We start from the raw sequence: 12,005 nt of genomic DNA, 5'->3' as shown, positions 1-12,005 counted from the left end.
CACAGCGGCTGCGCAAAAACTAACATTCTTTTGACGAAAGCTAACAACTAGGATGACAGACAACAAGAACAACAAAACGAGGTCAGGGATGCAGGCTTCCCTTGATGAATACGATTACATCGTGGTCGGAGCCGGGCCGGCCGGGTGTCTGCTGGCCAATCGACTGTCGGCCAACCCTCGACATCGCGTGTTGTTGCTCGAAGCCGGCGGCCGCGACAACTATGCGTGGATTCACATCCCCGTGGGTTACCTGTACTGCATCGGCAACCCGCGCACCGACTGGTGCTTCAAGACCGAAGCGCAACCGGGCCTGCAAGGTCGCGCCCTGAGTTATCCGCGCGGCAAGGTACTGGGCGGCTGCTCATCCATCAACGGCATGATCTACATGCGCGGGCAGGCCGGTGACTACGACCGCTGGGCCGCCGACGGCAACCCCGGCTGGAGCTGGCAGGACGTGTTGCCGCTGTTCAAGCAAAGTGAAAACCACTTCGCCGGCGCCGCCGAATTTCACGGCGACGCGGGAGAATGGCGAGTCGAACGCCAGCGCCTGTCGTGGCCGATTCTCGACGCCTTCCGCAGTGCCGCCGAACAAAGCGGCATCGCCAGCATCGATGACTTCAACCAGGGCGACAACGAAGGTTGCGGCTATTTCCAGGTCAATCAGAAGGCCGGCATTCGCTGGAACGCGGCCAAGGCGTTTCTCAAACCGATTCGCCAACGCTCCAATCTCACCGTGCTGACCGGGGTCGAAGTCGACCGCGTGCTGCTGGAAAACGGCCGCGCCTCGGCAGTCAGCGCCCGCTGGCAAGGCGCGGTGAAGACCTTCAAGGCGCGCAAGGAAATCGTCCTCTGTGCCGGCTCGGTCGGGTCGCCAGGCATCCTGCAACGCTCCGGCATCGGCCCGCGTCCACTGCTGGAACGGCTGGGTATTGGCGTCGCCCATGAACTGCCCGGTGTCGGTGGCAACCTGCAGGATCACCTGCAACTGCGGCTGATCTACCAGCTGGAAAATGCCCGCACCCTGAACCAGATGGCTGGCAGCCTGTGGGGCAAGCTGGGCATGGGCCTGCGCTACCTGTATGACCGCAGCGGCCCGCTGTCCATGGCGCCGAGCCAGTTGGGCGCCTTCGCCCGCTCGGGGCCGGAACAGGCTTCAGCCAACCTCGAATACCACGTGCAGCCGCTGTCGCTGGAGCGCTTTGGCGAACCGCTGCATGGGTTCCCGGCGTTCACCGCATCGGTCTGCGATCTACGCCCGCAAAGCCGTGGCCGGGTGGATATCCGCTCGGCTGACCCGCAACAAGCACCGCTGATCCAGCCCAATTACCTCAGCCACCCGGAAGACCTGCGGGTCGCCGCCGACGCCATTCGCCTGACCCGGCGCATCGTCGCCGCGCCGGCCCTGCGCGCCTTCAATCCGGTGGAATACCTGCCCGGCGCCAGCCTGCAAAGCGAGGAACAACTGCACGAAGCCGCCGCGCGCATCGGCACCACGATTTTCCACCCCGTGGGCACCTGCCGCATGGGCAATGACGCCGACGCCGTGGTCGATGCACAACTCAAGGTCCATGGCATCCCTGGCCTGCGCATCGCCGATGCCTCGATCATGCCGCGCATCACCTCGGGCAACACCTGCTCGCCGACGCTGATGATTGCAGAGAAGGCTGCGCAGATGATCCTGGCCACGCCAGAAACGCTTTCTGTGGGAGCGAGCCTGCTCGCGAAAGCGGTGGATCATTCACATTGATGTTGAATGACACGACGCCTTCGCGAGCAGGCTCGCTCCCACAAGGACCGCATCAGATTCACGGACACTGAGCATTACCCCTGAAATGGAACACGCAACACCAGTGGAACAACAAAAACAATCACTGTGAGGGATACCGGTATGTCAGAACACGTTCAGCCCCTGGAAGCCGTGCGCAGCGCGGGCACCAGCCAGGAAACCCAGAAAGTCATCTTCGCCTCGTCCCTCGGGACCGTCTTCGAGTGGTACGACTTTTTCCTCTATGGCGCCCTCGCGGCGGTCATCAGCAAGCAGTTCTTCGCCGGGGTCAACGACACCACGGCGTTCATCTTTGCGCTGATGGCCTTCGCCGCCGGCTTCATCGTCCGGCCGTTCGGCGCGCTGGTGTTCGGTCGATTGGGGGACATGATCGGGCGCAAGTACACCTTCCTCGCCACCATCATCCTCATGGGCCTGGCGACGTTCTGTGTCGGGCTGCTGCCGACCTACGCCAGCATCGGCATCGCCGCGCCGATCATCCTGGTGGTGCTGCGCATGCTCCAGGGCCTGGCCCTGGGCGGTGAATACGGTGGCGCCGCGACCTATGTCGCCGAGCACGCGCCCATGGGCAAGCGCGGCTTCCACACCAGCTGGATTCAATCCACCGCGACCCTGGGCCTGCTGCTCTCGCTGCTGGTGGTGCTGGGCTGCCGCTACTTCACCGGCGACCAGTTCGAAGTCTGGGGCTGGCGCATTCCGTTCCTGTTTTCCATCGTGCTGCTGGGTATCTCCACCTGGATTCGCCTGAGCCTGCACGAGTCGCCGGCCTTCGTGAAAATGAAAGAGGAAGGCAAGCTGTGCAAACAGCCGATTCGCGATTCCTTCGGCAAATGGGAAAACCTCAAGGTGGTGTTGATCGCGCTGTTCAGCATCAATGCCGGGCAAGCGGTGACCTTCTACGCCGCGCAATTCTATGTGCTGTTCTTCCTCACCCAGTTCCTGAAAATGGACCCGGCCGTGGCCAACGGCTTGCTGATTGTCAGCGTGACCATTGGCGCCCCCTTCTTCATTTTCTTTGGCTGGCTGTCGGACAAGGTCGGGCGCAAACCGGTGCTGATGATCGGCCTGCTGCTGGCCACCGCGCTGTACTTCCCGATCTTCAAGACCCTGGCCCACTACGCCAACCCGGCCATTGACCAGGCCAGCCGCCAGGCACCGATCACCGTGATGGCCGACCCGGCCACCTGCACCTTCCAGTTCGACCCGGTGGGCAAGGCGAAATTCGACAGCCCGTGTGACAAGGTCAAGACCTTCCTGGTCAAGCAGGGCCTGCCGTACCAGAGCGCAGCGGCCCCGGCCGGCAGTGACGTGCAGGTGAGCGTCGGCGACGTGAAGATCGATGGTTTCGACGAAGCCGCCCTGCGCGGTGCCGTGACCCTCGCCGGCTACCCGCAACAGGCGGACATGCAGCAGATCAACAAACCGATGATCGTGGCGCTGATTGTCGCGCTGATCATCATCTCGGCCATGTGCTACGGCCCGCTGGCGGCGTTGATGGTCGAGCTGTTCCCGACCCGCATCCGCTACACCTCGATGTCCCTGCCCTACCACATCGGCAACGGCTGGTTCGGCGGCTTCCTGCCGACGGTGTCGTTCGCGCTGGTGGTGTACACCGGGGACATCTTCTACGGGCTGTGGTATCCGGTGGTGATCACCGGGGTAAGCCTGGTGGTGGGGATGATATGTCTGCGTGAGACGCGTAACGTGGATCTCGACAAGAACTGAGGTTATGCCTGCCGACGAGGGAGCATGCTCCCTCGTCGCGGCGATCAGCTCCAATCAAACTTCGGCATCAAGCAACTCGAACTTCACCTGATCCGGATAGAACGCCAGATACCCGCGGATTTGCTCCACCGACACCTTGGGGTCTTCGTAGCTCCACACCGCATTGGCACTCTCATGCCCCGGCACCTGCAAACTGAAATAACTCGCATCGCCCTTGTACGGGCAATAGCTGGTGTGGTCGGTGCGGGCGAAATATTTCTCGTCGATATCCTCCCGCGGCACGTAGTACACCGGCGGGTAGTTGGCCTCCAGCAACACCAGGGCCCGCGCCGAGGCGGCGACCTGAATGCCGTGGAACCTCACCAGCAGACAGCCAGGCTGCTCGGCGATGGTGATGACAGGGCTAGGACCGGAGCTTTTCATGGAAAACGTTCCTCATGACGGTGATGGACCTGCAAATCGATGATGTGGGAGCGTGCCTTGCCCGCGATGGGCTGCGCAGCAGCCCCAAAACCTGAGACCACGATTTATCAGGTATAACCCAAGTTTTACCCTCGCGACTGCTTCGCAGCCGAACGGGAGCGACACACCAAGCTGTACATCCATACAGATAAAGATTGCTCCATCGTCCATCAAGCGCCATTCTGTGCACCCCTGACACATAGATCGACGATGGTGGTTATGCGGCTGTACCTCTGTGAAAAACCTTCCCAGGCCAAAGACATTGCGGCAGTCCTCGGCGCCCGGCGCCGGGGCGATGGCTGTTGGCTGGGAACGGATGTCACGGTGACCTGGTGCATCGGCCACCTGCTGGAAACCGCACCGCCGGATGCCTACGACGCGCGCTACAAGCGCTGGGTGCTGGCCGACCTGCCGATCATTCCCGAAAAGTGGAAAATGACCGTCAAGCCACGCACCGCCAGCCAGTACAAGGCGGTCAAGCGCCTGCTCGGTGAGGCATCCGAACTGATCATTGCCACGGACGCCGACCGTGAGGGCGAGATGATCGCCCGGGAACTGGTGGAGCATTGCCGCTATCGCGGGCCGATCCGCCGCCTCTGGTTGTCGGCCCTGGACGATGCGTCCATCCGCAAGGCCCTCGCGGCATTGAAACCGGGCAACGAGACGTTCAGCCTCTATCACTCGGCCCTGGGGCGTTCCCGGGCCGACTGGCTGATCGGCATGAACATGAGCCGGCTGTTCACCTTGCTGGGGCGCCAGTCCGGCTATCAAGGCGTGCTGCCGGTGGGCCGGGTGCAAACGCCGACCTTGCGCCTGGTGGTGGATCGAGATCGCAGCATTGCCGACTTTGTGCCCGTCCCCCACTGGGCCATCGATGTGCAACTGCTGCACAACGGCACCCCGTTCACCGCGCAATGGCGAGCGGCATCCGAGGTTTGCGACGATCAGGACCGCTGCCTGAACCAGGCGCTGGCCCAACAAGCAGCAGACGCCATGCGCGGCGCGGCCAGTGCGCGGGTGATCAAGTTGCGCACCGAACGGATGCGCGAAGTGGCCCCGCTGCCGTTCGACCTGGGCACCCTGCAGGAGGTCTGCTCTAAGAAACTCGGCCTCGGCGCCCAGGAAACCCTGGACATCGCCCAGGCCCTGTACGAAACCTACAAGGTCATCACCTATCCGCGCAGCGATTGCGGCTACTTGCCCCTCAGTCAGCACAGCGAGGCGCCGGCCATTCTGGCGGCGCTGCGCCAGGCCGACCCGGCGTTGAACGCCTTGCACGATCACCTCGATCCACAACGGCGCTCACGGGCCTGGAACGATGCCAAGGTCAGCGCTCACCACGGCATCATCCCCACCGCTGCGGCGAAGAACCTCGACAAGCTGGCAGGCAAGCAGCGCGCGGTCTACACGCTGATCCGCGCGCGGTATCTGGCGCAGTTCCTGCCCAATCACGAATACGACCGCACCCAGGCCGACTTCGATTGCGCAGGCGAAGCCTTGCGCGCTGTCGGCAAGCAGATCATCGAGCCGGGCTGGAAACGCGCCCTGCCCGAGGCATTGGCGCCGACCAAGGGACGCGAAGCTCCAGCGCCACAGACACTGCCCAAACTGGCCGAAGGCATCGATTGCGTAGTGGCCGGCGTGCAACTCAAGGACCTCTGGACACAACCGCCAAAGCCGTTCACCGAAGGCGATCTGATCAAGGCCATGAAGAACGTCGCCAAACTGGTGGAAGACCCGCTGCTCAAGCAAAAGCTCAAGGACACCACCGGCATCGGCACCGAAGCGACCCGGGCGTCGATCATCCAGGGCCTGCTCGACCGTGGTTATCTGGTCAAGAACGGCAAGGCCCTGGCCGCCACGCCGGCCGCGTTCAGCCTGATCGACGCCGTGCCGCGGGCCATTGCCGACCCGGGCACCACGGCGATCTGGGAACAGGCCCTGGACATGGTGCAAAGCGGGGAAATGAGCCTTGAGGAGTTCGTCACCAAACAGGCGGCGTGGATGAGCAAGCAGGTCAGCCGTTGCGCCGGACTGAGCCTGACCATCAGCGGCCCACCGCCCAGCGGATCCGCCGCAGCCCCCTGGAAGAAAAAGCGCAAAGGCACTGCGCGCAAACCTGCGAGCGGCACCAAGCGCAGGGCAAAACCGGCAGTCAAAACGTAGACCTGACACTGAGCCCTTGTGGCGAGGGAGCTTGCTCCCGCTGGACTGCGCAGCAGGCCCAATGATTTTGTTTGAAAGCGAGAGCCGCTTCGCGACTCCACGGGAGCAAGCTCCCTCGCCACAGTTCGTGCGACGCCGACCATAATCAAATGTGTCCCTTGGCCGATCGGGAGCCACCCCCGTATGTCTTCGATAGCACTACACGCCGCCCAACGCGACGAACTGGAAACCATCGAAAACCTGATGCAGTTCTACACCTACGACTTCAGCGAATGGCTGCCGCTAAAGCTGGGCGAATCCGGATTCTTCAACATCCTGCCCATGCCGGAGTACTGGCGACACCCGGCCACCCGACCTTTCCTGATCAAGGTCGACGGGGACCTGGCCGGCTTCGTGACCGTGGATGACCGGACTCATCTCCCCGGTGCCGACTACAACATCGGCTATCTGTTTGTCAGTCGACGCTTTCGTGGCCGGGGTGTCGCGCGATTTGTCGTTTCCACCCTCTTGAGTCAATTCCCCGGTCAATGGCAGATTTTCCATCTCGAGGCGAATCAGCCGGCACGCCTGTTCTGGGCCACCGTGATGCCGGGGCTCGGCGTTGGCGCGTTCACCTTGCATCAGCAGGTGGTAGACGGTCATCCCTGCACTTTTTACCGCTTTGCGTGCCCGCCTTTGTCGTCCTGATCGACACGCCCTCGCCTCCCGCCGCTAATTCCGAACAGCTTTGTCCGACAATATGTAGTGACTGAAAATAATCACTACAAAACCGTTGACGCCTCCGTTTTGCCCTTGCATGATGCAGACGTCTCCCCGATCGGGAGTACAGGCAACACGTTTGAGCAAGCTCGTCTGACCGCCGAGCTGTTTTTCCCGGATACACGCTGCCCACAAGGCAGATTGAAGAAGCTGACCTGGCCTGAACGTCCAGTACAAGGGCGAGAAGTCTTGGCGAGCAATCCTCATGATGCTTGTGGCCGACCCTGAAAATGTCGGCAGTGGCCTTAAGGTTTTCGCCGCTTCTCTTCGTTGTGACGCTATTGCGTAGCAGTTATTCAACACGACTACATGCAACAGACGCAGGACCCCGCCCGATAAGGCGGTCGAACGCTGACGTCCTGGTTTCGGTGCCAGGGATCAACTAACCGATGGGCTACCTGTATTAGCGAATCAACTTTGAAAGATCACCAATTGGTCAAGGGGCTTTATGATGAATCTGAACAATCAACCAACTATCGATGAACTGGCTCGTATGTTCGCTGCCAAGAAAGACAGCCACGACAGCCATATTCTCTGGATCAGCAAGTGTGGCCAGGTTCATATCGACCCTCTGTCGCCGCACGCCCATGAAGCAGAGTTCGACCAGAACAACCAGAACCTGCTGGCCCGACTGAAGATGTACCGTCGCGGCCAGGGCTATGTCGGCAAGAAGGCCGCGGCCGACAAGGACTTCATCGGTAATGTTCTGCAAACCCTGAAACAGGCCTGGGCCTCGATGCAGAATCAGAACGAAGTTCGGGTGATTGACCGGTTCTACTAATTGAATGAGTCGTCACTGACTTACTGAAAAACAGGGCCTGCTCCCAATAAGGAGCAGGCTTTTTTTATGCCTGAATGAAGATCAACTGTGGGAGCGGGCTTGCTCGCGAAGGCGGCGTGTCAGTTGAAATATTGTAATCTGACACACCGCCTTCGCGAGCAAGCCCGCTCCCACAGGGTTTTGTAGTGGTCATGAGAAATCGGTCCCCAACACCAGATCCACAAACGCCACCGACGCCGCACTGTGGTAGTTGTTCTTGCGCCGCAGCAACGCAGCCCCGCGTTCTGGCGCTGCCCCCTGCATGGATAGCTTGCGCAATACCCGATCCTGCGTGGCGATAGGTTCCGGCAGGATAGTGGCAATGGCGGAATGCCGGATGACTTCCAGCAGCGTGTTGACCGAGTTCACTTCAATCACCACTTTGGGCGTGATTTGCGCCTTGGCGAAAAACTCATCGATGCACGTGCGGGTGATGTAATCCGGGGTCAGCAGCGCAAACTCCAGTTGAGCCACCTCTTGCGCGGACAACGCTTCCTGATGCTCGTAAAGCGGATGATCGCGCCCGACCATCAACCCCAGGGTCTCGGTAAACGCCGGGATCGATTCGATGTCGGTGCTGCGCACCTGATCAAACGCAATCGCGATATCCAGCGAATCATCCGCCAGCCCGGCTTCGATCCCGTCCATCGACAACTCGAAAATCTCCAGGTGGATGTTCGGGTAGCGCGCCACGTAGTCGCGCACCAACGGCCCGACCAGATAAGCCATGAAGGTCGGTGTCATGGCCAGGCGCAAGGTGCCGCGGGACAAATCCTTCACGTCATGCAACGCACGCCTGCCCGCCTCCAGCTCCACCAGTACCCGCCGCGCGCATTCAATGTAAGCCTGGCCGGCATCGGTGGGCCTGACCGTGCGCGAGGTGCGGTCGAACAGGCTCACACCCAGTGATTCCTCCAGTTGGCGGATCTGCTGCGACAAGGTCGGCTGGGACACATGCAGCACCTCGGCGGCGCGCGTGAAACCACCCTGGTCGGCCACCGCCAGCAGGTAACGCAAATGGCGAAGCAACATCGGACTCTCCATCTATAGGCAGTACTTATGCATTGCATTGTATATCGGTCTTGGACGCTATGGATGGATCGGCAGAAGATGGCCCCACACCCAAGCAACGCCACTCCCGATAGGAGAATCACCATGCAACAGTCCCATGCCTACAACGACCCAAGCCTGGCCCTGACCACTTCTGTCCTTGATGCCAAGGCGCGCAAGAACCTGTCGTGGCAGGACCTCGCCGACGGCACCGGCTTGAGCCTGGCCTACGTCACCGCCGCCCTGCTCGGTCAACACCCGCTGCCGGAAAGCGCCGCCAAAGTGGTCGGCGACAAACTCGAACTGGACGCCGACGCCGTGGCCCGGTTGCAGATCATCCCGCTGCGCGGCAGCCTCTCGGGTGTGCCGACCGACCCGACCATCTACCGCTTCTACGAAATGATCCAGATCTACGGCACCACCCTCAAAGCCCTGGTCCATGAGCAGTTCGGCGACGGCATCATCAGCGCGATCAACTTCAAGCTCGACATGAAAAAAGTCGACGATCCGGAAGGCGGCTCCCGCGCCGTCATTACCCTCGACGGCAAGTTCCTGCCGCTGCGTCCTTTCTAAGTTGATACCGGCCCGCACGCCCCGTGCGGGCCGAACCCTGCCCCCCCATGAGGACGCGATCATGAAAGCGCTCATCGACGGTTTCCTGAAGTTCCAGAAAGAAGCCTTTCCACAACGTACCGACCTGTTCAAACACCTGGCCACCACCCAGCATCCGGGCACGCTGTTCATCACCTGCTCCGACAGCCGTGTCGTGCCGGAACTGCTGACCCAGCAAGAGCCCGGTGAACTGTTCGTGATCCGCAACGCCGGCAACATCGTGCCGTCCTACAGCCCGCATCCGGGTGGCGTATCGGCCACGGTCGAATACGCCGTCGCGGTGCTCGGCGTGACCGACATCGTGATCTGCGGCCATTCGGACTGCGGCGCCATGACGGCGGTGGCCAAGTGCACCTGCATGGATCACCTGCCCGCCGTCAGCGGCTGGCTGCAACACGCCGAGTCGGCGAAAGTGATCAACGAAGCCCGGCCACATGCCAGCGAAGCGGCCAAGGTCAGTTCGATGGTGCGGGAAAACGTCATCGCCCAACTGGCCAACATCCAGACACACCCGAGCGTGCGCCTGGCCCAGGAAAAAGGCCTGTTGAACCTGCATGGCTGGGTGTACGACATCGAGACCGGTTCGATCGACGCGCTGGATGCCGACAGTCGCAGCTTTGTGTCACTGGTCGAGTATCCGGGCACTTGTGCGGTATCGGCCAAGGCGATCAAAGCCGCTTGACCGGAACCACCGACACTTCAAAAAAGTGACCGCCCTTGCAGCGGTCACTGGTTCCGCTGTCTCAGCGTTTGACGCCCAGATCGATCTGGGTCATGCGGCTACGGATGGTGAACACGCCATCACCCGAGAGAATCGCACTGCGCGCAAACAGGCGCCCGCTCTCCCAGTTCGAAAGACCGAGTTCCGGCTTGTTCAACGCGTACTGGCCGTCGACCCAACGGGTGATGCCATTGCCGACAAAAGGCGCGTTGACCGCGTTGTAGAAACGCTCCTGGGTCTCGGCACTTTCACTGATCAAGGACACAGTGAACTGCGGACTGTAGCGATTGAACAAGGCGATGGCACTGTCCAGGTCGTCGACGATTTTCAGGCTGACCTCCGGGGTTTCTTCCCATTCCCATTCGCGGCCCAATTGATCTTCCGGCAACGGCTCGGCCTGGGCTTCGGTCTGATAGCCTTCGGCGCGATACACCTCCACCGTTGCGGTCAACCAGTCTTGCGCCAGGTGCGACTCGCTGCCTTCGACGATGTGCAGCTTGCAGCCCTGCCCCCGCGCGGTGCCGGCCTGCTTGAGTGCGTCGAGGAACAGCGGCACCAGTTCAGCGGCGCGTTCGCGGTGGATCAGGCAGACGTTCAGGGTGTTGCAGACTTTGCGGTCCAGGGAGTTGCGCACCACGGCGGCAAAGCGCTCGGCGTCGGCATCGGCGTTGGCGATCAGCCAGGCGCCACCGGTGCCGTGCAGGCTGACCGCCGTGCCAGACTGCTGCGCGATGCTGCCCAACTGGCTGACGGCGCGCCCCGAACCACGGGCTACCGCCAATGACAGGCGCCGGTCAGCGAACATCGCCCAACCGGCGGCGTGGTTGACGCTTTCCACCAGCGACACCGCACCGGCGGGCAAGCCGGCGTCGCTCAGTGCCGGGTTCAGTGCATGGGTAACGATCGCCTGGGCGGTGCCCAACGCATCGCTGCCGATGCGCAGTACGGCAGTGTTGCCAGTGCGCAACACACCGGCCGCATCGGCAAACACATTCGGCCGGCCTTCGAAGACGAACGCGACTATGCCCAACGGCGAGACCACTTGCTCGACCTTCCAGCCATCGTGCTCGACGCAGCTGATCACCTTGCCCCGAGTGGCCGCGGCATCACGCCACGCGCGCAGGCCGGCGATCATGTCGCGACGCATGCGCTCATCGGCCAGCAACCGGGTGGTCGAGCGACCGCGTGCCTTGGCCCGTTCGATGTCGGCCAGGTTGGCGGCCTCGATCAAGGTCCAGCATTGCGGGGTTTCCAGACGTTGGGCAAACAGGTCGAAGAAAGCGCTGATCGCTTGATCAGACACCGCCGACAGCGCGGTAAACGCCGCTTGGGCGCGCTCGATCGCGACGTTGGCCGCTTGCTGGTCAGCCACGGGGATCAACAACAACTCGCCGCTGACCTGCTCCACCAGCAGGTGATCACCGGGCTGGAAGCGTTGCGCCAGCTCGGGGCTGACGACGGTGACACGATTACCGGCGAAAGGAATGGGCGTACCAGCGACTAGACGTTCGAGCGCGAGAGACATGAAGCGGTTTCACCATGCAGGGGGCGGCCGGAAAATGTATAGCAATTTCCCTGTGGGAGCGAGCCTGCTCGCGAAGAGGCCATTCCATCCAACATCAATAGCGCCTGACACTCCGCTATCGCGAGCAAGCTCGCTCCCACATTTGTTTGGCGTCGACCAAATCCAGCCCACGACCAACATCCACTGTGGGAGCGAGCTTGCTCGCGATAGCGACAGGACAGTCAGAATTGATGTCGACTGACACACAGCCTTCGCGAGCAAGCTCGCTCCCACATTTGTTTGGCGTCGACCAAATCCAGCCCACGACCAACATCCACTGTGGGAGCGAGCTTGCTCGCGATAGCGGCAGGACAGTCAGAATTGATGTCGACTGACACAC

Annotated in this window: 10 protein-coding genes; 7 read left to right on the top strand and 3 right to left on the bottom strand. The window is 61.6% G+C overall.

The window, feature by feature from the left end; genetic code table 11:
* The first annotated feature begins 88 nt into the window (after nucleotides 1-88).
* Together KW838_RS26830 and KW838_RS26825 are read left to right on the top strand one after the other, a co-directional pair.
* Nucleotides 89-1,747, top strand: a complete 1,659-nt coding sequence (locus KW838_RS26830; protein WP_218504083.1) for a GMC family oxidoreductase — start codon at nucleotides 89-91, stop codon at nucleotides 1,745-1,747.
* 141 nt (nucleotides 1,748-1,888) lie between these two features.
* Entirely contained in the window at nucleotides 1,889-3,511 is a 1,623-nt protein-coding gene (locus tag KW838_RS26825; protein ID WP_102702610.1) for an MFS transporter, read from the top strand.
* Between the two features lie 54 nt (nucleotides 3,512-3,565).
* Here the strand turns inward: KW838_RS26825 and KW838_RS26820 are convergent, their stop codons facing one another.
* Nucleotides 3,566-3,934 (bottom strand): DUF427 domain-containing protein, encoded by a 369-nt coding sequence (locus KW838_RS26820; protein ID WP_008046975.1) that lies wholly within the window; start codon nucleotides 3,932-3,934, stop codon nucleotides 3,566-3,568.
* 258 nt (nucleotides 3,935-4,192) lie between these two features.
* On the opposite strand from KW838_RS26820, the gene KW838_RS26815 reads away from it, so the two are divergent.
* From KW838_RS26815 to KW838_RS26805, 3 genes are all read left to right on the top strand, one after another.
* Nucleotides 4,193-6,139 carry a DNA topoisomerase III gene (locus KW838_RS26815; RefSeq protein WP_256358982.1) on the top strand — a complete coding sequence of 649 codons (1,947 nt, stop codon included), beginning with the start codon at nucleotides 4,193-4,195 and terminating at the stop codon, nucleotides 6,137-6,139.
* Nucleotides 6,140-6,322: 183 nt separating this feature from the next.
* Nucleotides 6,323-6,826 (top strand): GNAT family N-acetyltransferase, encoded by a 504-nt coding sequence (locus KW838_RS26810; RefSeq protein WP_218504081.1) that lies wholly within the window; start codon nucleotides 6,323-6,325, stop codon nucleotides 6,824-6,826.
* A 523-nt stretch (nucleotides 6,827-7,349) separates the two neighbouring features.
* Entirely contained in the window at nucleotides 7,350-7,679 is a 330-nt protein-coding gene (locus KW838_RS26805) for a hypothetical protein (protein ID WP_033047536.1), read from the top strand.
* 189 nt (nucleotides 7,680-7,868) lie between these two features.
* Here KW838_RS26805 and cynR read toward each other — a convergent pair whose 3' ends face one another.
* Nucleotides 7,869-8,750: a transcriptional regulator CynR gene (cynR, locus tag KW838_RS26800; RefSeq protein ID WP_218504080.1), complete on the bottom strand. Its 882-nt coding sequence runs from the start codon at nucleotides 8,748-8,750 to the stop codon at nucleotides 7,869-7,871.
* 123 nt (nucleotides 8,751-8,873) lie between these two features.
* Here cynR and cynS point away from each other — a divergent pair, with 123 nt between their 5' ends.
* Nucleotides 8,874-9,341 carry a cyanase gene (gene cynS, locus KW838_RS26795; protein WP_102702606.1) on the top strand — a complete coding sequence of 156 codons (468 nt, stop codon included), beginning with the start codon at nucleotides 8,874-8,876 and terminating at the stop codon, nucleotides 9,339-9,341.
* A gap of 61 nt (nucleotides 9,342-9,402) precedes the next feature.
* Nucleotides 9,403-10,062 (top strand): carbonic anhydrase, encoded by a 660-nt coding sequence (locus KW838_RS26790; protein ID WP_102702605.1) that lies wholly within the window; start codon nucleotides 9,403-9,405, stop codon nucleotides 10,060-10,062.
* A gap of 61 nt (nucleotides 10,063-10,123) precedes the next feature.
* On the opposite strand, the gene KW838_RS26785 is transcribed toward KW838_RS26790, so the two are convergent.
* Nucleotides 10,124-11,626 carry an aldehyde dehydrogenase family protein gene (locus tag KW838_RS26785; RefSeq protein WP_218504079.1) on the bottom strand — a complete coding sequence of 501 codons (1,503 nt, stop codon included), beginning with the start codon at nucleotides 11,624-11,626 and terminating at the stop codon, nucleotides 10,124-10,126.
* Nucleotides 11,627-12,005: the final 379 nt, after the last annotated feature.

The organism is Pseudomonas sp. PDM27, assembly GCF_019219205.1.
Taxonomy (GTDB): Bacteria; Pseudomonadota; Gammaproteobacteria; order Pseudomonadales; family Pseudomonadaceae; genus Aquipseudomonas; species Aquipseudomonas laurylsulfatiphila.
Note: the sequence above shows the minus strand (reverse complement) of the source record. Positions and strands in the feature narration are given on the sequence as shown.

Bases quoted from the DNA above. Each gene is read 5' to 3' on its own strand.
- KW838_RS26805 (WP_033047536.1), top strand. From the start codon at position 7,350: ATGAATCTGAACAATCAACCAACTATCGATGAACTGGCTCGTATGTTC.
- KW838_RS26785 (WP_218504079.1), bottom strand. From the start codon at position 11,626: ATGTCTCTCGCGCTCGAACGTCTAGTCGCTGGTACGCCCATTCCTTTC.
- cynR (WP_218504080.1), bottom strand. From the start codon at position 8,750: ATGTTGCTTCGCCATTTGCGTTACCTGCTGGCGGTGGCCGACCAGGGT.
- KW838_RS26790 (WP_102702605.1), top strand. From the start codon at position 9,403: ATGAAAGCGCTCATCGACGGTTTCCTGAAGTTCCAGAAAGAAGCCTTT.
- KW838_RS26810 (WP_218504081.1), top strand. From the start codon at position 6,323: ATGTCTTCGATAGCACTACACGCCGCCCAACGCGACGAACTGGAAACC.
- KW838_RS26825 (WP_102702610.1), top strand. From the start codon at position 1,889: ATGTCAGAACACGTTCAGCCCCTGGAAGCCGTGCGCAGCGCGGGCACC.
- cynS (WP_102702606.1), top strand. From the start codon at position 8,874: ATGCAACAGTCCCATGCCTACAACGACCCAAGCCTGGCCCTGACCACT.
- KW838_RS26820 (WP_008046975.1), bottom strand. From the start codon at position 3,934: ATGAAAAGCTCCGGTCCTAGCCCTGTCATCACCATCGCCGAGCAGCCT.
- KW838_RS26815 (WP_256358982.1), top strand. From the start codon at position 4,193: ATGCGGCTGTACCTCTGTGAAAAACCTTCCCAGGCCAAAGACATTGCG.
- KW838_RS26830 (WP_218504083.1), top strand. From the start codon at position 89: ATGCAGGCTTCCCTTGATGAATACGATTACATCGTGGTCGGAGCCGGG.